Source organism: Promicromonospora sp. NPDC050262 (assembly GCF_040655935.1).
GTDB lineage: Bacteria > Actinomycetota > Actinomycetes > Actinomycetales > Cellulomonadaceae > Promicromonospora.
The window spans coordinates 136942-163876 of sequence record NZ_JBFAKX010000006.1 but is presented as its reverse complement, the minus strand read 5'-3'; the positions used below and the strand labels follow the sequence as shown (position 1 = coordinate 163876).

Annotated in this window: 28 protein-coding genes; 9 read left to right on the top strand and 19 right to left on the bottom strand. The window is 74.3% G+C overall.

The window, feature by feature from the left end; genetic code table 11:
* Positions 1–9: 9 nt before the first annotated feature.
* Both cofD and cofC read left to right on the top strand, forming a co-directional pair.
* Complete coding sequence (gene cofD / locus AB0I29_RS11835; RefSeq protein ID WP_357481706.1) at positions 10–951, top strand: 2-phospho-L-lactate transferase; 942 nt, start codon at positions 10–12, stop codon at positions 949–951.
* Positions 948–1610 carry a 2-phospho-L-lactate guanylyltransferase gene (cofC, locus tag AB0I29_RS11830; RefSeq protein WP_357481704.1) on the top strand — a complete coding sequence of 221 codons (663 nt, stop codon included), beginning with the start codon at positions 948–950 and terminating at the stop codon, positions 1608–1610. The genes cofD and cofC overlap by 4 nt, the downstream gene beginning before the upstream one ends.
* Here cofC and AB0I29_RS11825 read toward each other — a convergent pair.
* A complete protein-coding gene (locus tag AB0I29_RS11825; protein ID WP_357481702.1) occupies positions 1607–3085 on the bottom strand; it encodes a PLP-dependent aminotransferase family protein in 1479 nt (492 codons plus the stop codon). The genes cofC and AB0I29_RS11825 overlap by 4 nt on opposite strands.
* A gap of 80 nt (positions 3086–3165) precedes the next feature.
* Here AB0I29_RS11825 and AB0I29_RS11820 point away from each other — a divergent pair, with 80 nt between their 5' ends.
* Positions 3166–4149: an aldo/keto reductase gene (locus AB0I29_RS11820; protein WP_357481700.1), complete on the top strand. Its 984-nt coding sequence runs from the start codon at positions 3166–3168 to the stop codon at positions 4147–4149.
* A 7-nt stretch (positions 4150–4156) separates the two neighbouring features.
* Here the strand turns inward: AB0I29_RS11820 and AB0I29_RS11815 are convergent, their stop codons facing one another.
* Positions 4157–4762 (bottom strand): nitroreductase family protein, encoded by a 606-nt coding sequence (locus tag AB0I29_RS11815; protein ID WP_357481698.1) that lies wholly within the window; start codon positions 4760–4762, stop codon positions 4157–4159.
* An 83-nt stretch (positions 4763–4845) separates the two neighbouring features.
* On the opposite strand from AB0I29_RS11815, the gene AB0I29_RS11810 reads away from it, so the two are divergent.
* Positions 4846–5175: a cupin domain-containing protein gene (locus AB0I29_RS11810; protein ID WP_285108081.1), complete on the top strand. Its 330-nt coding sequence runs from the start codon at positions 4846–4848 to the stop codon at positions 5173–5175.
* A 3-nt stretch (positions 5176–5178) separates the two neighbouring features.
* Here AB0I29_RS11810 and AB0I29_RS11805 read toward each other — a convergent pair whose 3' ends face one another.
* From AB0I29_RS11805 to AB0I29_RS11785, 5 genes are all read right to left on the bottom strand, one after another.
* Positions 5179–8274: an FAD-linked oxidase C-terminal domain-containing protein gene (locus tag AB0I29_RS11805; RefSeq protein WP_357481868.1), complete on the bottom strand. Its 3096-nt coding sequence runs from the start codon at positions 8272–8274 to the stop codon at positions 5179–5181.
* A gap of 119 nt (positions 8275–8393) precedes the next feature.
* The gene (locus tag AB0I29_RS11800) at positions 8394–8837 is read right to left on the bottom strand and encodes an OsmC family peroxiredoxin (RefSeq protein WP_285108080.1); all 444 of its coding nucleotides are present in this window, start codon (positions 8835–8837) and stop codon (positions 8394–8396) included.
* Positions 8838–8918: 81 nt separating this feature from the next.
* Entirely contained in the window at positions 8919–9809 is an 891-nt protein-coding gene (locus tag AB0I29_RS11795; protein ID WP_357481695.1) for a hypothetical protein, read from the bottom strand.
* Positions 9810–9864: 55 nt separating this feature from the next.
* Entirely contained in the window at positions 9865–10407 is a 543-nt protein-coding gene (locus AB0I29_RS11790) for a sigma-70 family RNA polymerase sigma factor (RefSeq protein WP_357481693.1), read from the bottom strand.
* Positions 10408–10532: 125 nt separating this feature from the next.
* Positions 10533–12155 (bottom strand): glycosyl hydrolase family 18 protein, encoded by a 1623-nt coding sequence (locus AB0I29_RS11785; protein WP_357481691.1) that lies wholly within the window; start codon positions 12153–12155, stop codon positions 10533–10535.
* A gap of 512 nt (positions 12156–12667) precedes the next feature.
* Between AB0I29_RS11785 and AB0I29_RS11780 the strand changes: the two genes are divergently transcribed.
* Complete coding sequence (locus AB0I29_RS11780) at positions 12668–14776, top strand: helix-turn-helix transcriptional regulator (protein WP_357481689.1); 2109 nt, start codon at positions 12668–12670, stop codon at positions 14774–14776.
* A 3-nt stretch (positions 14777–14779) separates the two neighbouring features.
* Here AB0I29_RS11780 and dtd read toward each other — a convergent pair whose 3' ends face one another.
* The 8 genes from dtd to AB0I29_RS11740 all read right to left on the bottom strand — a co-directional run bounded on the left by dtd (position 14780) and on the right by AB0I29_RS11740 (position 20950).
* Positions 14780–15205, bottom strand: coding sequence for a D-aminoacyl-tRNA deacylase (gene dtd, locus AB0I29_RS11775; RefSeq protein WP_285108070.1), 426 nt, complete (start codon positions 15203–15205; stop codon positions 14780–14782).
* The gene (locus tag AB0I29_RS11770; protein ID WP_357481687.1) at positions 15202–16257 is read right to left on the bottom strand and encodes an asparaginase; all 1056 of its coding nucleotides are present in this window, start codon (positions 16255–16257) and stop codon (positions 15202–15204) included. Before AB0I29_RS11770 ends, dtd begins: the two co-directional genes overlap by 4 nt.
* Before the next feature lie 8 nt (positions 16258–16265).
* Entirely contained in the window at positions 16266–16592 is a 327-nt protein-coding gene (locus AB0I29_RS11765) for a DUF2516 family protein (RefSeq protein WP_285108066.1), read from the bottom strand.
* Between the two features lie 49 nt (positions 16593–16641).
* A complete protein-coding gene (locus AB0I29_RS11760; RefSeq protein ID WP_357481684.1) occupies positions 16642–17568 on the bottom strand; it encodes a permease prefix domain 1-containing protein in 927 nt (308 codons plus the stop codon).
* Positions 17568–17909, bottom strand: coding sequence for a PadR family transcriptional regulator (locus tag AB0I29_RS11755; RefSeq protein WP_285108063.1), 342 nt, complete (start codon positions 17907–17909; stop codon positions 17568–17570). The genes AB0I29_RS11760 and AB0I29_RS11755 overlap by 1 nt, the downstream gene beginning before the upstream one ends.
* 67 nt (positions 17910–17976) lie before the next feature.
* Positions 17977–19092: an FUSC family protein gene (locus AB0I29_RS11750; RefSeq protein ID WP_350224611.1), complete on the bottom strand. Its 1116-nt coding sequence runs from the start codon at positions 19090–19092 to the stop codon at positions 17977–17979.
* Between the two features lie 33 nt (positions 19093–19125).
* Complete coding sequence (locus tag AB0I29_RS11745; protein WP_285108061.1) at positions 19126–20277, bottom strand: folate-binding protein; 1152 nt, start codon at positions 20275–20277, stop codon at positions 19126–19128.
* Positions 20278–20329: 52 nt separating this feature from the next.
* Entirely contained in the window at positions 20330–20950 is a 621-nt protein-coding gene (locus tag AB0I29_RS11740; protein ID WP_285108059.1) for an FABP family protein, read from the bottom strand.
* 150 nt (positions 20951–21100) lie between these two features.
* On the opposite strand from AB0I29_RS11740, the gene AB0I29_RS11735 reads away from it, so the two are divergent.
* A complete protein-coding gene (locus tag AB0I29_RS11735; protein ID WP_285108057.1) occupies positions 21101–21460 on the top strand; it encodes a DsrE family protein in 360 nt (119 codons plus the stop codon).
* 16 nt (positions 21461–21476) lie between these two features.
* On the opposite strand, the gene AB0I29_RS11730 is transcribed toward AB0I29_RS11735, so the two are convergent.
* A complete protein-coding gene (locus AB0I29_RS11730) occupies positions 21477–21917 on the bottom strand; it encodes a DUF4395 domain-containing protein (RefSeq protein WP_285108055.1) in 441 nt (146 codons plus the stop codon).
* Positions 21914–22360: a thioredoxin family protein gene (locus tag AB0I29_RS11725; protein ID WP_357481679.1), complete on the bottom strand. Its 447-nt coding sequence runs from the start codon at positions 22358–22360 to the stop codon at positions 21914–21916. The genes AB0I29_RS11730 and AB0I29_RS11725 overlap by 4 nt, the downstream gene beginning before the upstream one ends.
* Before the next feature lie 232 nt (positions 22361–22592).
* On the opposite strand from AB0I29_RS11725, the gene AB0I29_RS11720 reads away from it, so the two are divergent.
* Positions 22593–23252: a YceI family protein gene (locus AB0I29_RS11720; protein ID WP_285108052.1), complete on the top strand. Its 660-nt coding sequence runs from the start codon at positions 22593–22595 to the stop codon at positions 23250–23252.
* A gap of 23 nt (positions 23253–23275) precedes the next feature.
* Here AB0I29_RS11720 and AB0I29_RS11715 read toward each other — a convergent pair whose 3' ends face one another.
* Positions 23276–24016, bottom strand: coding sequence for a hypothetical protein (locus AB0I29_RS11715; protein WP_285108050.1), 741 nt, complete (start codon positions 24014–24016; stop codon positions 23276–23278).
* A 309-nt stretch (positions 24017–24325) separates the two neighbouring features.
* Here AB0I29_RS11715 and AB0I29_RS11710 point away from each other — a divergent pair, with 309 nt between their 5' ends.
* Both AB0I29_RS11710 and AB0I29_RS11705 read left to right on the top strand, forming a co-directional pair.
* The gene (locus AB0I29_RS11710) at positions 24326–25120 is read left to right on the top strand and encodes a response regulator transcription factor (RefSeq protein ID WP_285108048.1); all 795 of its coding nucleotides are present in this window, start codon (positions 24326–24328) and stop codon (positions 25118–25120) included.
* A 53-nt stretch (positions 25121–25173) separates the two neighbouring features.
* Entirely contained in the window at positions 25174–26121 is a 948-nt protein-coding gene (locus AB0I29_RS11705) for an alpha/beta hydrolase (protein WP_285108046.1), read from the top strand.
* On the opposite strand, the gene nth is transcribed toward AB0I29_RS11705, so the two are convergent.
* Entirely contained in the window at positions 26122–26889 is a 768-nt protein-coding gene (nth, locus tag AB0I29_RS11700; RefSeq protein WP_285108045.1) for an endonuclease III, read from the bottom strand.
* Positions 26890–26935: the final 46 nt, after the last annotated feature.

The following is a 26935-nucleotide window of genomic DNA, read 5'->3' as shown; positions in this document are numbered from 1 at the left end:
GCTCGACGCGTGAACGTCACCCTCCTCGCCGGCGGGGTCGGCGGTGCGCGGCTCGCGCACGGCCTCGATCTCGCGCTCGGCGCGGCACCCACCGGAAAGCCGGCCTCGGCCCTCACCGTCGTCGTGAACGTCGGCGACGACACCGAGCTGCACGGCCTCGACATCTCCCCCGACATCGACACCGTCCTCTACACCCTCGCCGAGCTCAACGACGAGGAGCGCGGCTGGGGTCTGCGCGGCGAGTCCTACGCGACCCTGACGGCGCTGAAGGACCTGGGCGAGGACACCTGGTTCACGCTCGGCGACCGGGACCTCGCCACCCACATCGTGCGGACGGCGCGGCTGCGCCGGGGCGAGCCACTGTCCGCCGTCACGGCGCACCTGGCCGCCTCGATGGGCGTCCGCCCGCGCGTGCTGCCCGCCACCGACGACCGCCTCGCGACCCTCGTCGACACCCCGTCGGGGCGGCTCGGCTTCCAGGAGTACTTCGTGGGGCGGCAGCACGCGGACGCCGTCCTCGGCCTGCACTTCGACGGGGCCGACGCCGCCCGCCCGGCCCCCGGCGTGCTCGGCGCGCTGGCCGCCGAGCTGGTGGTGCTCGCGCCGTCCAACCCGTTCCTGTCCATCGAGCCGCTCCTCGCTGTGCCGGGGGTGCGTCAGGCCCTGACGGACGCCCCCGGCCGGCGCGTGGCGGTCAGCCCCATCGTGGGCGGCCAGGCGATCAAGGGGCCGGCCGCACAGATCCTGGAGTCGCTGGGGCACGAGGTCTCCGCCCTGGGCGTGGCCCGGATCTACGCGGGCCTCGTGGACGTCATGGTGATCGACGAGCGCGACGCGAACCTCGCCGGCGCCGTCGCCGACCTCGGCCTGACGGTGCACGTCACCGACACGATCATGGGCGGCCCACCCGGCCGCGAGCGCCTGGCTCGCGAGCTGCTGGCGTTCGCGTGACCAGCTCGCCCAGGCGGGGCGGGGGCACGACGGCGGTCGTGCCCCTGCGCGACGGCGTCTCGGGCAAGTCCCGGCTCGCCGCGGTGCTCGACGCCGGTGCGCGGCGTCGTCTGGTCCGGGTGCTGGCCCGGCACGTGGTGTCCACGCTGCTCGCAGCCGACGGGATCGGCCGGGTGGTCGTGGTGACGGCGGACCCGGTCTTCACGGGCGAGACGCTGGCCGGGCTGGCGGTCGAGGTGCTGGAGCAGCCCGCCGACCGGCCGGGCCTGAACGCCGCGCTGGAGCACGCCCGGGAGACTCTGGCGGTCGGCGGCGAGGGCTCCCGCCTCCTGGTCGCCCACGCCGACCTCCCGGCCCTGACCCAAGCGGACGTGGCGGCCCTGCTCACTGAGGAGGCCCCGGTGGTGGTCGCGACCGACCGGTACCGGTCGGGCACCAATCTGCTGCTCCTCCCCTTTGCGGACCCGGGCTTCCGGTTCCGGTTCGGCGTCGGGTCCCTGGCGGCGCACCTCGCCGAGGCCGAGGCCCGGGGGCTGACGGCGCGGGTCGTGGACCGGCCCGGCACCGCCGTCGACCTGGACACCGCCGACGACTGGTCGCAGCTCCCGGACGAGGTGCGGGCCGCCGTCGGCGCGCAGGTGCCCGGGCTGCCGAACTAGCCGGCTCCGGCCGCCTCGACGGCCGCCCGCAGGCTCCGGATCGCCTCCGGCAGCCGCGCGTCGGCCAGGTTCCCGTAGCCCACCACGAGCACGGTCGACCGGGCCGACGGTGCTGCCTGGTACCGCCGCACGTCGACCAGCGCGACGTCCCGGGCCGCCCCCTCGCGCACGACGTCGGCGGCGTCCACGCCGTCCGGCCCGGCCCGCACCCCGGCCAGGTCCACCGTCACGTGCATCCCGGCCGCGATCCCGCCGATCCGCGCGCCGGGCAGCTCGCGGTCCAGGGCATCCAGCAGCGCGGCCCGGCGTCGGGCGTACCGGGTGCGCGCCGCGCGCAGGTACCGCGCGTAGGCGCCGTCCCCGACGAACCGGGCGAGCGTGAGCTGGTCCAGCGTCGCCGGACCCGGCGCGGGGCCCCGGCGCACGGACACGTCCAGCACCGGGGCGCGCCAACGCTGCGGGACCACCATCCAGCCGATCCCGAACGCCGGGGCCAGCGTCTTGCTCGTCGAGCCGAGCAGCAGCACCCGGTCCGGGTCGAGCCCCTGGAGCGCGGGCACGGGCCGGCGGTCGTAGCGGAACTCGGCGTCGTAGTCGTCCTCGATCAGCAGCCCGTCCACCTCGCGCGCCCAGTCGAGCAGCACCGCGCGCCGCTCGTCCGGCAGGGCCGCGCCCAGCGGGAACTGGTGCGCCGGGGTGAGCAGCGCGGCGCGGGCCCCCGTGCGGGCGGCCTCGGCGCGCAGCCGTGCGGGCGAGATCCCGGCGTCGTCCACCGGGACCGGCACCGGGGTGAGGCCCGCCGCGGCGGCGACGTCGCGCAGCGCGGCCCAGCTCGGGTCCTCGACGAGCAGGTGCGTGTGGCCCGCCGCGGCGAGGGCCGCCGCGATCCGGGACATGCCGTCGGCGGCGCCCCGGGTGAGCACCACGGCGTCGTCGGGCCCGGACACGATCCGGGAGCGCCGCAGGTGGGTCGCCACCGCCGCGCGGGCCGCCGGGTGCCCGGCGGGCGGCTGCGCGCCCAGGTCCTGGTTGGTCGCCTCCGCGAGCGCCTCGCGGGCCGCGCGGAGCCAGGCGTCGCGGGGCACGTGCCGCAGGTCGGGCACGCCGGGGGCGAGGTCGTGCGTCGCGCGCTCGGGTGCGCGTTCCAGCCGCGGGGAAGCCCGACCGGGACCGGCCGTCGCCCGGCCCGCCCCGCCGTCGGCCACGGGTGCGACCGCCGCCACCCGCGTCGCGGACCCCGTGCGTGCCTCCAGCACCCCCTTGCCCACCAGGTGCCCGTACGCCTCGGTGACCACCCAGCGCGAGATGCCGAGGGCGTCGGCGAGCGTGCGGCTGGGCGGAAGGGCCGTGCCGGAGGCCAGGCGGCCGGAGGCTATGTCGCCGAGGATCGCCTCCTCCAACCGGTGCCGCAGCGCGCCCGGCCCGGGCACCGGGGCGATCAGCACGTCGGCAGAATTGGTCTGGTCCGTGGCCATGGCATTGGACCGTAGCACCAGACCGATTCCTCCCTAGCGTGGTGCGTGCCGGGCAGGAGCCCGGGACGAGAGGAGCTGACATGCGGTACCGCACGCTGGACAACGGGCACGCGTCGTTCGAGGTGTCGACGCTGTGCCTGGGCACGATGTGGATGGGGACCCGGACGGACGAGGAGACGTCGTTCGCGATCCTGGACCGGTTCGTCGAGGCCGGGGGCACGTTCCTCGACACGGCCAACAACTACAACTCCTGGGGCGAGGGGTACGGGCGCGACTCCGAGGACGTGCTCGGCCGCTGGCTCGCCGCGCGGGGCAACCGCGACGGGCTGCGGATCGCGACCAAGCTGGGCGCGGCCCGGAAGGACCCGGCCCTGCCGCTGTCGACGACGCCGCCCACCAACTACCAGGGCCTGGGCGCCGCGACGATCGACCGGGAGGCGCGCGAGAGCCTGCGCCACCTGGGCCTGGACCACATCGACCTGCTGTACGGGCACGTGGACGACCGGGACACGCCGCTGGAGGAGACGGTCGGCGCGTTCGGCAAGCTGGTCGACGAGGGCATCGTGGGCATCCCGGGCATCTCGAACGTCGCCCTGTGGCGGGTCGTCGAGGCGCGGGAGACCGCCGCGCGGCTGGGAGTGGCGCCGTACGGCGCGGTGCAGCAGTGCCACAGCTACCTGTACCCGCGCCCGCAGCCCATCCGGACCAACTGGGCCACGCCCGAGCTGCTCGACTACGCCCGGTCCACCGGCGCCGACGGCCGCCCGGGCCTCACCGTGCTGGCGTACTCACCGCTGCACCAGGGCGTGTTCAGCCGCGACGACAAGCCGTTCTACGACGGGGCGGACCACGCGGGGTCCCGCGCCCGGATCACCGAGCTCCGGGCCGTCGCCGCCGAGCTCGGCGCGACGCCCAACCAGGTGGCGCTCGCGTGGCTCCTGGGCGGCGAGGTGCCGGTGGTCCCCGTGTTCGGCGCGAGCAGCGTGGCGCAGCTCGACGAGGCGCTCGGCGCGGTGGACCTGGTGCTGGACGACGACGTGCGGGCGCGGCTCGACGCCGCGTGACGCCGGGTCACCACCCGCCGCGGTGCACCACCTCGTCGAGGGGCTTGCGCCGGCGGCGGGTGGGCGAGCCCTTCGCCCCGCCGTCTGCCGGGTGCCCGACGGCGACGACGCCGGTGATCTCGAACTCCTCCGGGATGCCGAGCTCGGCCCGGACCGCCGGCACCTCCCGCGGCGAGACGCCGAAGAAGCAGGCGCCCAGCCCCTCGTCGACGGCGGTCTGCAGCATGAGCAGCGACGCCATGCCGACGTCGACGTGCCAGAACGGGACCGGCCAGCGGGCCTCGTCGAGGTCCTCCCAACCCTTGTCCTTCTCGGCGTACCGCCGCAGGTAGGCGGCCTTGGACGCGAGCGCCAGCACGATCACCGGGGCGGTGCGCATGCCGTCGAGCCAGGCCGACATGTCGCGCTCCGAGTCGTCCGGGGTGGACGCCGCCCAGAACCGGTCCCGGTCCTCGGGCGCCTCCAGCACCACGAACGCCCAGCCCTGGCTGAACCCCGCGCTCGGGGCGCGGACGGCGTTGCGGGTGATCCGGTCCACGGCCTGCGCCGGGACGGGTTCGGCGGTGAACTTGCGGTGCATCCGGCGCGTGCGGACGACGTCCTGGAACTCCATGGCCGCATTCTCCCCTCCGGCCCCGGTTCGGCGTCCGACGAAACTGGTTGCCGCCCGGCGGCGCGCCCGCCAGTCTGAGGAGCATGACTCTTCAGGCGATCGAGCAGGCGACGCTGCCGTACGGGAACTTCGAGGGTTACCTCCACGGGTCCGAGGTGTCCGTCATCTTCGAGCGGGTGGCCGAGGACGGCACCGGCCCCCGGCTGCACCGGCACCCCTACTCCGAGACGTTCGTGATCCGGTCCGGCCGGGCGCTGTTCACCGTGGACGGCAACGAGTTCGAGGCCGTGGGCGGCCAGATCCTCGTGGTCGAGGCGATGGTGCCGCACAAGTTCCGGACCCTCGGCGCGGACCTCTACGAGGCGGTGCACATCCACGCCAACGACCGGTTCGAGACGGAGTGGCTGGAGTAGGGCCTACAGCCGGTCGGCGATGACCTCCAGCAGCGACTTGCCCTCGACGCCCATCAGGTCGAGCGCCTGGGTGCGGCACGAGAAGCCGTCGGCCAGGTAGGTGGTGCCGGGGGCGGCGGCGCGCAGGGCGGGCAGCAGCGCGTTCTCCGCGACCGCCACCGATGTCTCGTAGTGCCCCTTCTGCATGCCGAAGTTGCCGGCCAGGCCGCAGCAGCCCGCCAGCACCTCGATCTGCGCGCCACCCTGCTCCAGCAGCGCCTGGTCCGCCTCGTACCCCATCACGGAGTGCTGGTGGCAGTGCGGCTGCACCACGGCCGACACGTCGGCCAGCGAGGGCAGCTCCCACTCGTCCGGGGTGTCGTCCGAGGTCAGCAGCTCGGCCGCCGTCCGCGTCATGCGGGCCACGGCCTGCGCGCGCGGGTCGTCCGGGAACAGGTCGATCAGGTCGGAGCGCAGCACCGCCGTGCAGGACGGCTCCAGCCCCATGATCGGGATGCCGTTCACCGCGTACGGCCCCAGCACCTCCAGCAGCTTGAGCAGGCGGCGCCGGGCGCCGTCGAGCTGGCCGGTCGAGATCCAGGTCAGGCCGCAGCAGGCCTGCTCGTCCGGCACGATGACGTCGAACCCCGCGGAGGTCAGCACCTTCAGGGCCGCCTGCGGGACCGTGGGCGAGAGCGCGTCGCTGAACGAGTCGGTCCATAGGACCACCTTGGGCTTGGTCGCGAGCCGCGCCGCCGTCCTACCCTCGTGCCCCGGCTCGCCCGTGACCGGCAGCCCGGGCACGCCGTGCGTCGCGCCGCCGCGCGCCCACCACTGGCGGAACGGCACCTCGGCGAACCTGGGCATCGACCGGCGGGTGTCCATGCCGCCCGCCCACAGCACCGCCTTGCCGATCCACCGCACGCCCAGCAGGGCGTTGACCAGCTCGGGGACCGCGCCCGCGAGGCGCGCCCAGCGCGGCAGCCAGCCCAGGGCGTAGTGGTCCACGGGCCGCAGCTTGCCGCGGTAGGTCCGGTACAGGACCTCCGACTTGTACTGCGCCATGTCCACGCCCGCCGGGCAGTCGCTGGAGCAGGCCTTGCAGGACAGGCACAGGTCCAGCGACTCCCGGACCTCGGGCGCGGCGAGGCCGCCGACCAGGGTGCCGTTCACCGCCTCCTGCAGCACGCGGGCCCGCCCGCGGGTCACGTCCTTCTCGTCCTTCGTGGCCTGGTAGCTGGGGCACATGAAGCCGCCGGCCGCCGAGTTGTCGGCCCGGCACTTGCCCACGCCCACGCAGCGGTGCACGGCCGTGGTCAGGTCGTTGTGGTCGTGCGCGAACGAGAAACCCTCGTACCCGGACTTGCGCCGCACGCCGTGCCCCGAGCCCTTGCCGACCAGCGGCAGCTTGGTACGCACGGCCGCGGCGGCCGGACGACGCAGGTCGTCGTCCACGGCCCGCGGCCGCACGACGACGCCCGGGTTGAGCAGGTCCTTCGGGTCGAACAGGGCCTTGAACCGCTCCATCAGGGCGATCGCCTCGGGCGAGTAGATCAGGGGCAGCAGCTCCGAGCGGGCCCGGCCGTCGCCGTGCTCGCCGGACAGCGACCCGCCGTACCGGGCCACGAGCTCCGCGGCCTCCATCATGAAGGTGCGCAGCACCGAGCCCGACGTCTCCAGCGGGATGTCGATGCGCAGGTGCACGCAGCCGTCGCCGAAGTGCCCGTAGGGCAGCCCGTCCACGCCGTAGCGGTCCATCAGCGCCTGCAGGTCGCGCAGGTAGGGCCCGAGCTTCTCCGGCGGCACCGCGGAGTCCTCCCAGCCGGGCCACGCCTGCTCCCCGGCGGGCGTGCGGCCGGCGAGCCCCGCGCCGTCGGCCCGGATCTGCCACATCTTGGTGGCGTCCGGCCCGGCCGGCAGCACGGCGGTGTCGAGCGCCGTCGACGCCTCGACGATCGCGTCCGCCCGGCCCAGCGCCTCGGCCTGCGACGAGCCGCCGACCTCGATCATGAGCCAGCCCGTGACGTTCGGGTCGCCCGCGCCGGGCAGGGGCGGGACGGACGTGGCGCCCTTGGCGCGGCGCACGACGTCGACCAGCCGCGCGTCGAGCCCCTCGATGGCGAGCGGCTTGTGGTCCAGGAGCCGCGGGACGTCGTCGGCGGCCGTGGCCATGTCCGGGTAGCCGAGGACGACGAGCGTGGGCGCGCCCGGCACCTCGACCAGGTTCAGCTCCGCCTCGAGGACCGTGACGAGCGTGCCCTCCGTGCCCACGAGCGCGCGGGCGAGGTTCGACCCGTTCTCCGGCAGGAGGTGCTCCAGCGAGTAGCCGGACACCTGGCGGCCGAAGCGGCCGAACTCCGTGCGGATCAGCGCGAGGTTCTCCCGGACCAGCTCCTTGAGGCCGGGCACGTCGGCGAACTCCGGGTCGCCCGAGCCCGCGGTGAACCGCCGCCCGGCGCCGTCGACCACGTCGAGCGAGACGACGTTGTCGGCCGTGCGGCCGTACGCGACCGCGTGCGGGCCGCAGGCGTTGTTGCCGATCATGCCGCCGACAGTGGCCCGGTTCTGGGTGCTCGGGTCGGGCCCGAACCGCAGCCCGTGCGGCTTGGCCGCCGCCTGGAGGGTGGACATGATCGTGCCCGGCTGCACGCGGGCCGTGCCGCGCTCGGGGTCGATCGCGAGCACCTGGTTCAGGTGCCGGCCCAGGTCGAGCACCACGCCGGGACCCACGGAGTTGCCCGCGACCGACGTGCCGGCGCCGCGGGCCGTGACCGGCACCGCCAGCTCGCGCAGCGCCCCGAGCGCCGCGACGACGTCGTCGGTGCTCTCCGGGAAGACCACGCCCTCGGGGACCACGCGGTAGTTCGACGCGTCCGTGGAGTACTCCGCGCGGCGGCGCGTGCCGGTGTCGACGTCGCCGCCCACGACGGTGCGCAGCGCGTCGGCGACCGCCTCGCGGGCGGCCTCCGCGGCGTGGTCCGCCTCGCGGCGTGCGGCCTTGCGCCGCTCCTCGCTCTCGGCGCGGCGGCGCTCCGCGTCCTCGGCAGCGCGGGCCTCGGCCTGCTCGCGCGCGGTGCGGGCGGCCTCGGCGTCGTCGGCGGTGTGGCCCTTGTCGTTCATGCCGTTCAGGGGTCGGGCGTCGTCGTGGGTCTGAGGTGGCACCCCGCGATTCTCGCACCACGGGGCGGCAGATCGCGTCAGGCGTTCACGGGCGCGTGGCGCGCCCGTGAACGCCCTGCTCAGCCCTCGAAGGTGACGTCGAGCGTGATCTGGCCGACGCCGGTCAGCGCCTTCGAGATCGGGCAGCCGACCTTGGCGGCCTTCGCCGCGGCGATGAAGCCCTCCTCGTCGATGCCGGTGGCGAACCCGCGCACCGTCAGCGCGCTCCTGCTGATGTAGAGGCCGCCGGCCGGGTCCGGGCCGAGCGTGACCACGGCCGTGACCTCGATCTGCTCCGGCGTGGCGCCGGCCTGGCCCAGCTCGTTCGTGAAGGCCATCGTGAAGCACGACGAGTGCGAGGCCGCGAGGAGCTCCTCGGGGCTCGTGACCCCGTTGGCCTCGTCGGCAGCGCGCGCCGGGAACGACACGTCGTACGTGCCGACGCCGGACGACGAGAGCTCGACCTGGCCCGACCCCTCCTGGAAGGTGCCGTTCCAGGCGGTGCGAGCGGTACGTGCTGGCATGGTGCACTCCTTGAAGATCGCGTTGTGACCTCGGACGGGTCCCTGCGTGCCCGACCCTACGACGCCCGCCGGGCAGTCGCGTCACGGCGTGAAGTCGAGGAGCTCCTCGTCCACCGCGATGACGGTCCAGCTGCTGCCCGCGGCGTCCGACAGGTCGTACGCAGGGACCAGCAGCACGGCGCCGTCCGGCAGGGTGTAGCGCACCTCCGTGAGGACCGCCGACACGATCGTGACGTCCTCCACGGGCCACGCGATCGGCCCGCCGGGGGCGGGCGCCTCCGCGGAGGCGTCGCCGTCCGACCCGGGCTGCCCGGCCCCCCGCGCCGCCGGCGCGAACCGCGGGTCACCCAGGCGCTCCACGGCCGCCTCCTCGCTGACCACCGGGTACGTGCCCAGGCTCGTGCCGTCGGCCGAGCGCACCTCCGCCGTCCGCGGCGTGTCCGTGAGCCCCACGCCCGCGTGGAACACGAGCCTCGTCGCGGAAGCCAGGTCGCCGCCCGCGTCGAGCGGCTGCACCCCCTCGGTCGCGGGCTCCTCGGGCGCCCCCAGGACCGAGGTCGGCTCGTCGTCCGTCCGGGACTCCGCCTCGCCGGACCCGGAGTCGGAGTCGGGCGCGGACTCGGCCGCCGCGCCGACGTCCTTCGCCGTGGTGGCCGTCTCCGGCCCGGACTCGCCCGCCAGGTAACCGCCGCCGCCCGCCGCGACGATTCCCGCCACGGCGGCGGCGACCAGCCACGGCGTCCGACGGCGGTGCCGTCGCACGGCGACCTCGTCCACGCGCGTCGTCCCGACGGGCTCTCGACCGGCGGTCTCCCGCCCCGACCCGGGCCCAGCCCCGGACCCCGACCCCGAGATCAGCGCGTCGACCTTGGCCCGGAGCACGCCCTCGACCGGTTCGGGCGCACGCTTCGCGGGGTCCGCCGCCGTCAGGCGATCGAACGCCGGGTCCTCCGGTCGCTGGTGCTCGTTCATCGCTGTCCCTCCGTGCCGTGCCCGGCTCCGCGCCGTCCACACCCTCTACATGTGCTCATGCGTCCACCGCTTGCTCGTGCGCGTCCCACGCGTCGCGCAGGCGGGCCCGGGCACGGGACAGCGCGGCGTCTGCGCCGCCGCGGGAGACGCCCAGCACCTGGGCGAGGTCGTCGCCCGACAGCCCGTCCCAGGCGACGAGCAGGAGGATGCGCCGGTCGCGCGCGGACAGCCGGGACAGGACCTGGCGCACGGCGTCGTCGTCGACGGCGAGCGTCGCGGGGTCCACGTCGTCGGGCTCGTCGGGAACGATCGCGACCGGCAGGGCGCGCATCTTGCGCCGGTGGTTCGCCAGCACGTAGCCGGCGGTGCGGTAGAGCCAGGGCAGCGCCGCGGCGTCGGGCACGTCGTCGCGCCGGCGCCACGCGGTGGCGAGCACCTCGGCGGCGAGGTCCTCGGCGTCGGAGGCGCGGCCGCCGTCGGGCAGCCGGCGCACGAAGTAGGAGTAGAGGGCGCGCGAGTGCGCGTCGAAGAGCGCGCCGAACCAGGCTTCGTCGTGCTGCGGCGGTTCGTCGTGCGGGGCGCCGGGGCTGTCGTCCACGACCTCACTCTGTCGCGGGTGCCGGGATCCTTGCACCCCCGGACACAGGAGAACCCCGGCGGGACCGGTCCGTCCCGCCAGGGTTCTCCGTCAGCGTGCCTCAGGGCACCTCGGTGCGCCTCGGGTCAGCAAGCGCCCAGGTCCTGCCACACGCCCCACTCGCCCGTGGTCCCGGGCGTCTCGCCCTGGGTCCACCACTTGGCGCGCCACTCGTGGCCGCCGTGCGAGACGGTGTTGCCGCCCACGTAGACGGAGGACGCGGTCCAGGCGGCCGAGGTGCAGGCGTCGCCCGGCGGGTCGGTCGGCGGGTCGGTCGGCGGGTCGGTGGGATCCGTCGGCGGGTCGGTCGGGTCGGTCGGACCGCCGCCGCCCTCCACGGGACCCGGGGTGCCGGAACCGAGCACGTTCCACAGCGCGCCGGTCAGCGCGCCGGAGCGGTCACCCGAGAGGTCCCACCACATGGCGCCGCCGAGCCCCTCGGACCGGATGTACTGCGCCTTCTTGGCGACCGACTGGTCGTTGTCGTAGGACCACCACGTGTTGCCGTCGTGCCGCCAGGCGGCGCCGAGGTTCGCGTCGTAGTACCCCGTGCCCACGTTCTTGATCACGTCGTAGTCGTTGATGCCGGCCTCCCACTGGCCGGGAGCGGCACCGGTCGCGGTGCCCCACGCCGCGGACGACGTCGCACCGGTCCAGCCGCGGCCGTACATCGCGAGGCCGAGGCCGAGCTGCGCGGGGTCGATCCCGGCGTCGGTGTAGGTCCGCACGGCGAGGTCCGCGCTGAACTGCCGGGCCTCCTCCCGCGGGTCGGCGGGGTCGTGGTAGAGGTTGCCCTGGTGGCCGGTGAGCGCCGGGTCCCACGCGCCGTGCAGGTCGTAGCCCTGGACGTTGCCGAAGTCGAGGTAGTCGAAGATCGCCGGGTCGTTCCAGCCGCCGTCCTCGATGTCGGCCGGGTTGGCGGGCAGGAACGCGGAGAGCTCGTAGTCCTTGCCCGTCGTCGCGCCGAGTGCGTCGAGCTGCTCGCGGAACTCGGCGAGCAGCAGCTTGAAGTTGCGCGCGTCGTTGACCTCGTCGACGTGGTTGCCCACGTTGCCGTTCTGCGAGCCGGGCCACTCCCAGTCGATGTCGAACCCGTCGAAGACGCCGGCGGCGGCGCCGGTGCCACCGCGGCCGTCGATCACCGGCAGGTTGCCCTTGATGAACATGTTCACGCAGCTCGACACGAACTTCTCGCGCGAGGCGTCCGTCGCGGCCGCCAGCGAGAAGTTCTTGGACCAGGTCCAGCCGCCGATCGACATCAGGACCTTGAGGTCCGGGTGCTTGGCCTTGAGCTGCTTGAGCTGGTTGAACGACCCGGCCAGGGGCTGGTCCCAGGTGTCGGCGGCGCCGGACACCGAGTTGGCCGCCGTGTAGCCCATGCCGTAGTCGGCCCAGGCGTCGCCCGCGCCGTCGGACCCGTTGGGCCCCTCGCCCTGCGCCTTGTTGGCCTCGAAGCACTCGAGGTTCTGGTGGTGGATGTTGGCGAACGCGTAGTTGATGTGGGTCAGCTCGTCGGCCACGCCGGACGTGTCGATCTGCTTGACCTGGTAGCCGCGCCCGTACACGCCCCACTGCGTGAAGTAGCCGACGCTGCGGAAGCCGTTGATGGCCGAGGTGCTCGCACCGGCGGCCTCGGCCTCGGCCGCGTTCGCGTCCCGCAGGCCCACGCCCGCCACGGCGGCGGAAGCTGCCACCGCGAGGGCGGCCACCCCCGCGAGTATTCGTCGGGTGGTCTTACTGGCACCTGATAGCGGTTGGTACGTCGAGTCCATCGTCTTCCCTCTCTGGTCCGGTCGTCGATCCGGCAACGGTGGTCGCGCTGGTCACGCTCCGTTAAAAGTAAGGAAACCTGCGTTAACGGGAAATAAGGGGATTCCACACGGTGGGACTACGTAGTGATACGGGACGGTCGACGCCGGGTTGTTTCGGTGTGAAACCTTCGCCACCGAAACAACTTCGTGCGGTATCAGGTACCCGGGCGGCACGAGGAGGGGCAGGATCCCAGGACCGGGGCCACATCGCAGCAAAAGTCGCACGCTCAGGTTGATGCGGGTGAAACGTGTGGAGGTCATACTTGCGAGCACCGTGAACGAATCCGGGAGGCTCGACGATGACCGCGCTGCCGCAGCAAGTCGTTTTTCCGCTCCCCCTCGGTGACCGCACCGTGGCCCCTCACGTCGCGTGCGAGCTCACGCGTGTGGTGGGTGACGAACCTGGATGTGTGGACCAGACAGCACGGATGCTCGACGAGGAGCATCTGGTGGGTACGGCGCTGATGCCGGACCCGCTGCCTGCCGCACGTGCGGTCCGCGAGGCCGTAGGCCCGCTCGGCCTCGACGACGACGCACGCCGTGTGCTGCTCGTCGCCGCAGTCGCCGTGGTGGACCGCACCGAGCTGTTGCTCGCCGCGTCGGGCACAGACATCGACACCCTCATGGCCGGCCCCGCCGGCCGCCACCTCCATCTCGTGGGCGGCCGGTTCCGCTTCCACCATCCACGCGTCCGGTCGGTGGTGCACGACGACGCCGACCTCGCCTCCCGCACCGCCGCGCACGTCGCGCTCGCCGAGGTGCACCGCAAGGCCGACGAGCCGCTCATCGCGATGTGGCACACGGCCCTGAGCACGCTCGCGGGCGACCCGCTGCTCGCGGACGGCCTGGTCGAGCTCGCCGAGCAGCACCTCGCGCGCGGCGACGTCCACCGCGCGCACGAGGTGGCGCGCGAGGCCGCGAGCCACGGCACCGACCGGGTGCGGTCACGCGCCTTCGCGGTGGCCGGGCGGGCGGCGCTGTGGGCGGGCCACGTGCACGACGCCGTCGTGTACCTCCGCCGCGCGACCAGTCCCTCGGACGCCGGCTCGTCCGCGGCCGGCGTGCCCGACGCCGCCCGCTCGCTCGGCATCGCGCTGGCCCTCCTCGACGGCCGGCCCGACGCCGTCGTCCCCGAGGACGCCGCCGGACCCGACCGCGCCGCGATCGCCGCCGCCCGCAAGACGATCCGCCTGCTCGACGGCGCGCCCGGCGAGGCCGCCGCGATCCTGTCGGAGGTGGCCGAGCTGGCCCCGGCACGCCAGCCGGGCTGGTGGTTCGACGGTCCGGACGAGGCCCTGACGCCGCTCGCCGAGGCGCACCTCCGGGTGGCGCAGTCGTACCTGGCGCTGCGGCTCGGCAACATCACCGAGGCGGCCTCGGTGCTCGACGACGCCGTCGAGCGCCTGCCCGTGGCCCTCGCCTTCGGCGGCCTCGGGATCGCGCTCGCACGCCGCCTCGACCTGGTCCGGGACGGACACCTGCGCCGGGCGACCACCGCGCTGGAGGCGTCGGTGCCCGGCCAGGTCGCGCCGGTGGTGCGGGCGGCCACCCTCGGCGACCGGGCCCAGACCGCCGTCTTCGACGGGCGCTGGGTGGAGGCCGCGACCCTGCTCGGGCTCGCGGCCGAGCGCGGCGGCGACGAGCTGCGCCGCCTCTGGCTGCCCACGCCCGACCCGGTGGAGCTGCTGGTGCTCGCCGGGCAGGACCGGGCCGCGCGCCGTTCGCACGAACGCCTGCGGCTCCGCGTGCTGCCGTCCGTGGGCTCCGACCCGGGCGGCGGCTATCCGACCGGGGCCGGCCACACCGGGACCGGGCACGCCGGCCACACCGGTCCCGGGCTCGCCGGGCCCGGCATGTCGGGCGGCGGCTTCTCGGGCGGCCCCATGCGGCGCCGCCGGCTCGACCTGGCGCGCGCCGAGCTCGCGCTCGCCGACGCGTCCGGCGTGAACCGGGCGCGCGAGCGCGCCGTGGAGGCGTCGCTGCGCGTGGGCTCCACGTTCGAGCGGGGTCTCACGGAGCTGGTCGCAGCCCGCTCCTTCGCGCGTCTGGGCCTGCCCGGCGACGCCGCCGCGCACCTGCTCGGCGCCCACGAGCTGTTCGAGGAGTCCGGCGCCAAGGCGTGGGAGCACATCGCCGAGCAGGCGCTCACCACGCCGGGGTTCGTCCGCGAGGCGCCGGGCCAGGCAGGCCCGGCGCCCGGCGACGGTCGCGCCGCCGAGGCTCCCCCACGGCCCGACGTCGGCCGGCCGCGGCGGGAACCGGCGAGGCCGGTGCCGACCGAGGCACCGGGCGAGCCGGTCGTCGACGCCGGGGAGGAGCTGTGCGGGCAGTGGACCGAGCTGCTCACCGAGCGGGAGCTGGACGTCGCGCGGCTCGTGGTGCAGGGCCGGACCAACCGGCAGGTCGCCGCGAACCTCTACGTGTCGGTCCGCACCGTGGAGGTGCACCTGGGGCGGGTCTTCCGCAAGCTCGGGGTGCGCTCCCGCACGGAGCTGGCGGTGCTGGCACTGCGCGGGTAGGCCTCAGGCCTCCAGGAGGACGGTCACCGGACCGTCGTTGACCAGCTCCACCTGCATGTCGGCGCCGAACCGGCCGGTCTCGACCGTCAGCCCGCGCTCCCGCAGCGCGGCCACGACGGCGTCCACGAGCGGTTCGGCGACCGGCCCGGGCGCCGCCTGGTTCCACGTGGGGCGGCGCCCCTTGCGGGCGTCGCCGTAGAGCGTGAACTGGCTGACCACGAGCACCGGCGCACCGATGTCGGCCACCGACTGCTCGTCCTGGAGGATGCGCAGGTCGGCGATCTTGCGGGCGATGGTCTCGACCTGGGCCGGGCCGTCGTCGTGCGTGACGCCGACCAGGGCCAGGATGCCGGGCTTGTCGATGGCGCCCACCACCTCGCCGTCGACCACCACGGACGCGCGGGTGACGCGCTGGAGCACCGCCCTCACCGGCGGCCCTCCGCGTACTGGTCGGCGAAGACGGCCCGGACCTCGCCGACCGGCCGGCCGCCGCCGAGCACCGGCACGCGGCCGAGCCCGTCCAGACCGCCGGGGTACACCCCGGGCAGGCCCGCGGCGCCCGCGGCGCGCAGCGCGGCCGCGAGGATCGCGGGACGCGCCCGGGCGGAGCCGTCGAGCACCTTGAACGCGATCGCGGAGCCGTCGGGCAGCCCGGCGGCGTAGACGCCCTCGGCGCCGTCCTTGGCGACCAGGCCCGGCACGGCCTGCATGGCGAGCGTGACGTCGCGGCCCGTGCCGCCCACCATGTCGGGGTGCGCGGAGATCGCGCGGGCGGCCCGCGCCTCGTGCGAGCGGACGTCCTCCGTCGGCGCGGCGCCCAGGGTCGAGAAGGCGCGCGCCAGGCCGAGCAGCGTCGTGGAGAACAGGGGCGCCCCGCAGCCGTCGACGGTGGTGTGCATGACGAGCTCGGCGTCGCCGGTCATCTCGAGGATGGTGCTGCGCACGGCCCGCTGCAGCGGGTGCTCGGGCGACAGGTACGTCTCGATGTCCCAGCCTTGCGTCAGGCAGGTCGCGAGCATCGCCGCGTGCTTGCCGGAGCAGTTCTGCGCGAGCGGCGCCGGACCCGGCCCGCCGTTGTGGGGCGCGACGTGCCACTCGAGCGCGGCCGGCGGGTAGAGCGGCAGGTCGGGCGTGTTCTGGAGCGCGCCCGAGCCCAGGCCCACGGAGCCCAGGATCTGGAGCACGCCCTCCAGGTGGAACTGCTCGCCGTTGTGGCTCGCCGAAGCCAGCGCGAGCAGGCGGTCCGGCAGCTCCAGGCCCGCGCGCAGCATCGCGAGGAGCTGCAGCGGCTTGAGCGACGACCGCGGCCAGACCGGCGTGGTCGGGTTCCCCACCTGGAGCACCGGCCGCCCGGACGGGTCGAGCACCACGAGGTGCCCCAGGTGCACCGACTCCACGAGGTCGCCGCGGATCACCTCGGCCAGCGGCGCGGCGTCGTCGAACACCGCGCCCGACGTCGACGCCGCACGGCCGACCGCCATGGGCGCCGTCACCATCCGCCCTGCGGACCGCGCGGCTTGTTGCCCGTGCCGTACGGCTGCAGGCGGGGGCGCACGTCGGCCCAGTAGACGATGGCCGGGACCACCGCGATCACGTTCAGGAAGGAGCTGGCCGTGATGAAGCTCGGCGGCAGCCCCAGGAGTCCGAAGACGGCGGCCACGCCGAGGATCGCGAGCCAGATCGGCTTCGAGAGCTTGCCCTCGGACGTGTAGGCGTGGGCGGGACGACGGATCGCGTCGACCAGGGCGATGACCTGGGCCGCGAAGACGATGACGCCCAGCACGATGAAGACGAACGTTTGGAGAGCTCCGAACACAGGACGAGCCTACGGCAACCGGGGCGGCGTCTCGCCTGGTCCGGACGACTCAGCCGGCCTGGCGCGCGTCGTCCTCGTGCCTGGCCCCGAACAGCATGGTGGCGAGCATCAGCATGAACACCACCCAGCCGAGCACGCCGGGCAGCCAGACCCAGGACCAGCTCACAGTGGTGCCCACGACGAGCGCGGCGACGCCGGTCAGGCTCCACACCACGACGGTGTAGATGCCGAACCGCGCGGCGGCCGCTGGGTCGCGGTCGAACCGGGTGCCGGCATGCGCGTGCACGGACTCCTCCGCGAGCGCCCACTGCTTCTTCCGGTTGGTGGTCGTCGCGGCGAGCCACGAGAGCAGCACCACGCCCGCCACAAGCACGAGCCCGTCCAGGACGAGCCACCCGTTCGTCCCGCCGAACAGGTGCACCAGGGCGAGCAGCACCCCTACCAGCACCAGCCCCCAGCCGACGCCGAACAGCGCGGCACGCCGGCGGGGCACCGGGTGGCTGGCCGTTGTCTCCTGGCTCAGCGAGCCGCCCACGATCCAGCCGAGCGCGCACCCGGCGACGAGCGCGAGCACCGTGGGCAGCAGGGGCCCGAGGTCCCGGTGCGCGTAGCCGACGGCGGCGAACACGGTGCCCACCACGCTCGCCGCCAGCACGATCGACATCAGCACCACCGCCGCGACAAACGCCCCGGACGCCGGCACCCGGTTCCGAGTCATCAGCTCGAACGCGGACGGCGCTGGCCGCTCCGCCGCGCGCGGGCCCGCGTCCGCCTCGTCGACCAGCGCGCGCACGTCGCCGAGCTCGGCGACCGCGCGCCGCGCGGCGTCGTCGGGTGCCACGCCGCCGGCGGTCAGCTCGGCCACACGGTCCAAGAGGTTCGCGCGGATCTCCTCCTTGAGGTCCTGCACGTCGGGGGTGGTCGGGATGCCCGCGAAGGCTTCGTCCAGCAGGCGGTGCACCGAGGTGTTCGTCATCAGGAACCTTTCAGGTCGAGGAGGGAGTCGATGGTGCGTCGCGTGGCCACCCACGCGTCCACGTTGCGCCGGTACACGGCACGCCCCGCGTCGGTGATGCGGTAGTACTTGCGGCGTCCGCCCTGGGACTCGTCGCCCCAGTAGGCCTCGACCAGGCCGTCCTTCACGAGCCGCCGGTAGGCCGCGTAGAGCGTGGCCTCCTTGATCTCGTGGTCGCCGCCGGTCGCGTCGCGGATCTGCTTGTAGATCTCGAAGCCGTAGCGATCCCGGACGCGCAGCACGCCGAGCACGATCGTGTCGGTGTGCCCGCGCAGGAGGTCGGCGGCGAAGGGGTCTATCACGCCAACTACTGTATCTGATCAAGTACCTGACGACAACAAGTTCTGTGCACAACCTGTGGACAGGCGCCTACAGCTCGGGCAGCGCCGCGCGCGCCTCGCCCGGGGTAGCCCCCGTGGCCTCCAGCGTGTCGACCACGGGCGAGCGCAGCAGCATCACGAGGGACTGCACCTGCCAGTCGCCCTCGCCCACGGTCCGCGGGTCCACCTGGGCGGCCACGGTGGTCAGCACCTCGCGCGCCCGTGCGGCGTCGCCCCCGGAGCCGACGTCGGAGGCGAGGAGCCGCACACCCGACGCGAAGCCCTCGACCAGCCCGGCGACCGGCCGCACGTCGTGCTCCCCCTCGACCACCGGGAGCACACGGCGAGCCAGCACACGCACCGACCGCATCGTCCGGTCCACGAGCACCGCCTGGTCCTCCAGCCGCGCGAGCTCGCCGCGGTGGATCCGCCCCACGGAGATCCGCGCCAGCTCGCGCGCGTCGCGCGCGGCCTCCTGCCACTCCGCGAGCACCGGCTCCGAGGCGCGCCCGCGCACGAGGGCCGCCCGGACGTCGTCCGCGTCGTCCGAGCGCAGGCCGCGGGCGAGCGTCTCCAGGGTCTCTGCGAGCTCGGTCACCGCCTGCTCGGCGAGCGCCCGCGGACGCCGCCGGGTGTCGCCAGGCGTGAGCAGCGCCACCATGAGCGCGACGGCGCCGCCGACCAGGGCGTCGGTCCACCGGCCGAGCGGCCCGCCGGAGACCTGGGGCAGGCCCACCACGATGATCGCCTGGACGCCGGCCTGCGTGACCAGGAGCGCGCCCCGGTCGATGAACCGCGCGGCGACGGCTGAGATGAACAGCACCAGGCTGAGCTGCCACCAGCCCGAGCCGATCAGGTGCACGATCAGGTCGCCCATGGCGACGCCGACCGCCACGCCCACGGCCATCTCGGAGACCCGGCGCACGTCCCGCTGCGCGGTGAACCCGAGCAGCACCCACGCCGCGACCGGCGCGAAGAACGGCTGCTCGTGCCCCAGCACGTAGCGCGCGATCAGGTACGCGACACCGGCGGCGAGCGACGCCTGCGCGATCGGGATGAGGCTCGCCCGCGCACGGGTCCAGCCCTGCCGCAGCCGGGTGCGCAGCATGAGCGTGCGCATGGCCTTGCGCCACATCTCGTCGGCAGGGCCGGGCAGTGAGGTCACGGTGGCATCCTGCCATCCGCCCTCACGCGTGCGTCAGATGAGGCTGGCCGGGCCGCGCAGGCCCGGGGTGAGCGGGCCGTGGGACTCCGGGCGGTCCACCGACATGCCGTCGCCGGGCACCACGATCTCCTGCGCCGCCGACACCTCGATGCCCTGCCCCGAGACCTCGCCGGACACGATGAGCTCGGTGTCCTCCGGGACGTTCCGCTTGAGCACGGCCAGGCCGATCGGGCCCAGCTCGTGGTGGCGCGCCATCGAGGTCAGCGTCCCCACGACCTTGCCCGGTGCGCCGTCCGACGCCGGCAGGCGCACCTCGGCGCCGGCCTCCGGGAGCAGGTGCTGCGAACCGTCGAGGTGCAGCATGACGAGCCGGCGCGGCGGGCGGCCGAGGTTGTGCACGCGCGCGACCGTCTCCTGGCCGCGGTAGCAGCCCTTGTTGATGTGGACGGCGGTGCGCAGCCAGTCGAGCTCGTGCGGGATGGTGCGGCCGTCGACCTCGCGGGCGAGCCGCGGACGCCAGGCCTCGACCCGCAGGGCCTCGGTGGCCCAGGTGCCGGCCAGCGGCCAGCCCGCGGCCTCGCGGGCGGCGACCTGGGCCTCCAGCTCGGCGCGCGGCACCAGCACGAGCCGCCAGGGCCGCATCGCGCCGGGGTGCTCGCTCTCGGCCGGCCCGTAGCGCGTGCCACCGCCCACGACGTTCGGCCAGGCGTCGTGCCAGGTCACCGGCTCGCCCTCGGCGCCCTCCGCGGCCACGGGCTCGCCGATCGCCGCCCACTCGTCGGTGGCGTCCGTGATCTCGACGCGGAGCATGAACTTCATGCGGTCGAGCCAGCCGGCCAGGGCGGGCGCCGACTCGCGCTCGGTGATCAGCCAGGTGGCCTCGCCGTCGTCCACCACGCCCGCGGCGTGCTCGACGTGGCCCTGCGGCGACAGCACCAGGAGCTCGGTGCTGGTCCGGGGCGCCAGGCCGTCGAGCTGCTGGGACGTGATCGAGTGCAGCCAGCTCAGCCTGTCGGGGCCGGCGACGCGGACGATCCCGAGGTGGGACTGGTCGACCACGGCGCCGCCGCGCGACAGCGCGCGCTGCTCCGCCGTCGGGTCGCCGTAGTGCCAGGCGACCCCGGCGTCGGGCCCGGCGGCGGCGACCGCGCCGCGCCGGCTCAGCAGGGGGCTCTCGTAATCCATGCTCACCTCAGGTGCAGCGTCGTGGGCGGGCGGGGCATTCCCGCTCGCGTGATTACTGCCGGTCCAGCTCCGCCGACGCGTACGAGCGCAGCGGCTCGCCGAACGCGGCGAGCTCCTCCACCCACAGCAGGCGACCCTGGACCAGTCCGTACAGCCGCTTCGACGCCCGTACCTCGGACGCCGTCGACGTCCGCGCGATCGCGTCCGAGGCCAGGTCGATCCGCCCGTTGCCCACGGCGCCGATGTAGACGGTGATGCGCCCGGAGGCGTCGGCCGCGAGCACCTCGAGCGCGTGCTTGTTCTCCTCGAGGCCGTCTGGCCGGTCCGAGGACACGCGCCAGTAGCCGGTCTCCGTGGACCACACCGTGCCGGCCTCGGCCACCTCGGCCTCCGGCGCGTCCGCCTCGGTCGGGTCGCCCTCCGTCGGGTCCGGCACGGGGGCGGGCCACTCGCCGTCGGCGGGCAGCTTGTCGGGGACGACGCTCTCCAGCACCCGCAGCGTGGACTCGAACCGCAGGTACGGGCCGCCGTCGTGGTCGAAGACCAGGTCCTGCACGAAGGTCTTCTTGCCGATGCCGGGGTAGTCGATCACACCCTCGCCGCGCCAGCGGCCGACCAGCCAGGCCAGCGGGTACACCTCGGGCGAGAGCCCATCGGGAAAGGTGAACGTCATCAGCGCTGGCCGGTGTACAGCTTGTAGACGACGTAGCCGGCGAACCAGGCGACCGCGACTGCGACCGCCACGATGAGGCCGGTGAAGATGAGCTCAAGGGCGTGGATCGACATGGTGCCGATCCTAACGTCCACGGCCTACAGTCGGCCCATGCGCCCGCTCGTGATCAAGACCACCTCAGGCCTGGACCGGCCCGAGGCCACCAACCAGGCCTTCACCGTCGCCGCGGCGGCCGTCGCGTCCGGTGCGGAGGTGAGTCTCTGGCTCACCGGCGAGTCGGCCTGGCTCGCCCTGCCCGGCCGCGCGGCCGCGCTCGAGCTCGAGCACGCGACGCCCCTGCCCCAGCTCATCGAGGTGGTCCTGGGCGCGGGCACGGTCACGGTGTGCACGCAGTGCGCGGCGCGCCGGGACATCACCGAGGCCGACGTGCTGCCCGGCATCCGGATCGCGGGCTCGGCGCTGTTCACCGAGGAGATCCTGCGGGACGACGCCCAGGCGCTGGTCTACTGACCGTCCTGGACCGCGCTCAGGCGCGGACCAGGCCCGACCGGCGCAGCAGCAGGTAGAGCTCGCACCCGAGGCACAGCCCGACGACAGCGTTGAGCGCCGCCGCGACGAACGCCGCCGCGGCCGCGATCGGCACGGCCGGGAGCACCCCGAGGAAGCCGAGGATCACGCCCACGCCGGTGACGAAGAGGCCCACGCCCTGCGCGAAGCGCGGCGGGCGGCGGTCCTCCATCTCCGTGGGCGGGCTGAGCCGGGGCCGCACGAACCGCTTGTAGAGCAGACCCTGCCACGAGCCCTCGGCGCCGCGGATCGTGCCGAGCAGGAAGCTCAGCATGATGAACGTCAGCAGCCACAGCCCCGCGGTGCTCGCGCCCAGCAGCACGACGGCGGCCAGCAGCACCGCGGTGATGCTCGCCCCGACGCGCGGCCCTCGCGGGTCGATCCCCTTGCTCACGCTCATGACTGCCCTTCCCCGTCTGCCTGGACCGCCGCCGGAACCCGGCTCAGCGCCTGTCGCGCCTGCGTGTCGGACACCACGCCGCTCATCCGCGCCACCTCGCGCCCGCCGCCGTCGACCACGAGCACCGTGGGCGTGCGGAGCACGCCGAGGGTGCGCACCAGGTCGAGGTGGTCGTCCACGAGCACCTCACGGTGCCCGACGCCGGGGCTCGCCCCGGTCAGACCGCCCAGGACCCGGGAGGTGGACCGGCACGCGGCACACACCTCGGCCGAGAACTGCACGAAGGTCACCCGGTCCGCGAGCGCGATCCCCGAGGAGGCCCAGTCGATCCCGACGGGCGTCTCGCGGGGCGCGCGTACGGCGCCCTGACGTGCCGACCACCACACGCCGAGCGCGGCGGTACCGAGCACCAGGACGACGAGCGCGATCACCTGTCCCAACATTCGCCCCACCCTGCCGTGCCTCGCTCGTCCAGACAAGTCCTCGTCCGCGATATGGATCCACCATGAGGCCGGTCACAGTGCGGGCCTCTGACCTTCTCGGGTGCCCGCCCACATGATTCCCTGGTCTGCACAACCAGTCGGAGCAGTATTTCTCGTGCCGAAATGCCACCCGAGCCGGCGACCCCCCGGTGGTAGCGTGCATGCATCCGCATATATAGGAGAATTGTCTAGGATGGAAGTTTTGCCAACTCGTACGTGGAATGGTCTGACCATCCCGGCGGCCGGGGTGTACCAGATCGACCAGAACCACAAGCGGCTCGGCTTCCTCGCCATGCACATGATGGTCAGTCCCGTCCGCGGCGAGTTCGCCGAGGGCGAGGCGACGGTCACCGTCGGCGAGGACCCGCTCGCCTCCCAGGTCACGTGCACCATCCAGGCGGCGTCGGTCGACACGCACGTGGACGAGCGCGACACCCACCTGCGCAGCGCCGACTTCCTGGACGTCGAGAACCACCCGACCATCGAGTTCCGCAGCACCGGGTTCCGGATGCGGACGCAGGTGGACCCGATCTTCTCGTGGGCCCGGCTCAAGGCGGGCACCGCCGGCCGGCGGCCGCACGACCCGATGCAGGCGGACGGCTCGTTCACCAAGTTCGTCATGGACGGCCTGCTCACCGTGCGCGGCGTGACGCGCCCGGTCACCCTGGAGTGCGAGTTCGGCGGCGTGGGGCACGACCCCTACGGCCAGGACATCTTCGGCTTCCACGGGAGCTGCGAGATCGAGCGCGAGGAGTGGGGCCTGCTCTGGAACGTCGCGCTCGAGGCCGGCGGCGTGCTGGTGGCCAAGAAGGTCCGCATCGAGATCGCCGGCGAGATGATCCGCCAGTCCTGACCGCGGCCCGCCCGGGGGTCACCTCAGAGGATGACCATCCGGCCCACGACGAACACGAAGATGCCGCACACCGCGACGGGCAGCGCGCTCGCCGAGAGCCCGGCCAGCCGCGCGCCGCGGGCGGGCAGCCGCTCCAGCAGCAGGTGCAGCGCCCCGACGACGACTCCCGCGACCAGACCGCACCACAGCCCGCTCACGGTGTCGATGTTGGGCAGCAGCGTCCCGGCCGCGCCGCCCACCAGCACGGCGGCGACGGCGGAGATACCGAGCGCCACCCAGCCGCGCACCGGCAGCGCCGCCACGGCGGCGGCCACCGCGAGCGCCACGGCGCTCGTGACGACGAGCGCCGCCCCGGCGTCGGATCGCGCGGCGGCGATCCAGCCCGAGGCGGCGATCGCCGCGACGACGCCGGCCACGGTGCCCGACACGGACTCGGTGAGCTGGGGGCGTCCGTCACGGCGCAGCATCTGCGCGATGAAGGCGAGCACCACCGCGCCCGCCAGCACCATCGGCAGGTGGCGCAGCACGGGCTCGCCCTGGGTGAGATAGGTCGCGGCCGCTCCCCCGACGCCGCAGAGCGCCACGACCACCCTCGTGCTCCCCGAGGCGGGCAGGCGCAGCAGCGACGGCCAGCCCAGCGCGACGAGGACCGCCAGGACCACGGCCGCGCCCACGAGGGGCAGGGGCCGGGGCTGGACGTAGGACGCGGCGGCGACGAGGGCCGCGAGCGCGGCGGTCGTCACGGCGCGGGTGGAGACGGACACGGCTCAGAGTTTTCCAGAGACTTACCGAGTTGCCTCAATCGCGGCCCGGGGTGCCGCCGTTCCGGGCCCGCACAGGCCTGTTCCCGGGCCTTCTCCCGGGCCTGAGCGAGACGAGCAACACCCGCGTCATGCGAACGTCACGGGTCCTGACCAGCATGGTGGTGTCCAGGAAAAGGGCGTGTAACATGCACGCAACAAGCAACAGGGCAGACTTCCGCAGAGCCAGTTGGACGCGACGGGACGTCTCGCTTCAGCGAGACCCGAGCCAGGGACGGTAGCAGGACGCCGGTTCCGAGAGGAGGTGCGTCAATGGCAGAGCTGTTGATCCTCACGCCCGCCACCGGCGGGTCGGCCGAGGTACTGCCCGCACTGGGACTGCTGTCCCATCGGGTGCGGGTGCTCCCGATGGAGCCCTCCGCGCTCGTCGACGCCCCCGACGCGGACGTCGTGCTGCTGGACGCCCGCCGCGACCTCGTCGCGGCCCGCACCACGTGCCGCCTGCTGCACGCCACCGGCCTGACGGTGCCGCTCGTGCTGATCCTCACCGAGGGCGGCCTCACGGTCGTGACCCACGAGTGGGGAGCCGATGACCTCCTGCTGGAGTCCGCCTCGCCCGCCGAGGTCGAGGCCCGGCTGCGCCTGGTGGTCGAGCGTTCGGCGCGCGGCCCGGCCGAGGAGTCGCAGCAGGAGATCTCCGCGGGCGAGCTCGCGATCGACGCCGGCGGGTACACCGCCCGGCTGCGCGGCCGCCCGATCGACCTGACCTACAAGGAGTTCGAGCTCCTCAAGTACCTGGTGCAGCACCCGGGCCGCGTGTTCACGCGGGCCCAGCTGCTGCAGGAGGTCTGGGGCTACGACTACTACGGGGGCACGCGCACGGTCGACGTCCACGTGCGGCGCCTGCGCGCCAAGCTGGGCCCCGAGCACGAGCAGCTCATCGGCACGGTGCGCAACGTCGGCTACCGGTTCGACCCGCCCAAGGAGCGTCCGGTCGAGGACGTGCCGGCGCCGGAGGCGACCACCGCCCCGTCGTCCGACGCCAAGCCGGCCGACGACCAGAACGGCGGCTCCGCGGGGAAGCGCGTGGCGCAGACCGGCCACTGAGCCGGGCACGGGGTGCCGCGCAGACCGGGCACCGAGCGCGTAGGTTCATACCTGTGACCGCACTCTCGGCCAGACCGGCCGTCCGCTCGGCAGCCACCAGCGACTACACGTGCGCCCTCGTCGAAGGGCCGTGGCGGCACGAGTTCGTCTCCTCGGGCGGTTCGCGCTTCCACGTCGCGACCGCGGGCCCGGAGAGCCGCTCCGCGCCCCTGGTGCTCCTGCTGCACGGCTACCCCCAGTTCTGGTGGTCCTGGCGTGCGCAGATCCCCGCCCTGGCGGACGCCGGCTACCGCGTCGCGGCGATGGACGTCCGTGGTGTGGGCGGCTCGGACAAGCCGCCGTCGGGCTACGCGCTGACGGCGCGGGCGGCCGACGTCGCCGGCGTCGTGCGCTCGCTCGGGCGGGAGGAGGCAGTCGTGGTGGGGCACGGTACGGGCGGCACGCTCGCGTGGGCGGTCGCGGCGCTCCACCCGGGCACAACGTCGGCCGTCGCCGCGCTGGCCAGCCCGCACCCGGCCCGGGTGCGCCTGCGCAGCACCGCCGCGTTCACGCCGGCCGCGCTGCGCGAGCTGGCGTACCTCCAGGTCCCCACGCTGCCGGAACGGGCGCTCATCCAGGGCGACCTGGTGCGGCGCACGCTCGACCTGGGCGCGGCCGCTCCGCTGCCCGACGACGTCGTGGACCGGTACCGGGCCGTCATGCGCATCCCGTTCGCGGCGCACTCGGCCGCCGAGGCGCTGCGCTGGGTGGTCCGGTCGACGCCCCGGATGGACGGGCGCCGGTTCGGTACCGCGCTGCGCCGCCCGCTGGACGTGCCGGCGCTGCAGCTCCAGGGCGCCCGGGACGGGTTCCTGCGGCACGAGCGCGCCGACGTGGACGCCAACGCCGTCGTGTCCGACCTGCGCTACGAGCTGCTGCCCGGAGCCGGCCACTTCCTCCCGGAGGAGGCGCCGGAGCGGGTGAACGAGATCCTGCTGGGCTGGCTCGCCCGGGTGGCCTAGCTACTTCAGCGGCAGGCCTGCCAGCGGCGAGCGCTCCGGCGCCGGGCGCACGAGCTTCGCCGCCTTGTCGGGGTCGGTCTCGCCCGCGCCGTACGACGGGCACAGGTGCTTGATGCTGCACGCCCCGCACGCCGGGGTGCGCGCGAGGCAGACGCGCCGCCCGTGCCACACGAGGTGGTGGCTGAGCATGGTCCATTCCTTCTTCGGGAAGAGCTCACCCACCTCGGCCTCGACCTTGACCGGGTCCTCCTCTGCGGTCAGGCCCAGGCGCCGCGCCAGCCGCCCGAAGTGCGTGTCCACGGTGATGCCGGGCACGCCGAACGCGTTGCCGAGCACCACGTTCGCCGTCTTGCGGCCCACGCCGGGCAGCGTCACCAGGTCCTTCAGCCGTCCCGGGACCTCGCCGTCGAACCGCTCGACGAGCGCCTTGCCCAGGCCGATCACGGCCCTGGCCTTGGCCCGGAAGAAGCCGAGCGGACGCAGGATCTCCTCCAGCTCCTCCGGGTTGGCCTCCGCGTAGGCCTGCGCGTCCGGGTACATCACGAACAGCTCGGGCGTGGTCTGGTTGACCCGGACGTCGGTGGTCTGCGCGCTCAGCACCGTCGCGACCAGCAGCTCCAGCGGCGTCCGGAAATCCAGCTCGGCGCGGGCGTCCGGGTAGGTCTCCCCGAGCACGCGGTTGATGCGCCGCGCCCGGCGCACGAGCGCCAGCCTGGTCTCCGGCGCATCCTTGGACTGACGTTCGGGCTCGTGCTCGCTGACGGTCACGTCGCCACAGTAACGACCCCCACTGACATCCGGCCCGGGAACTCCG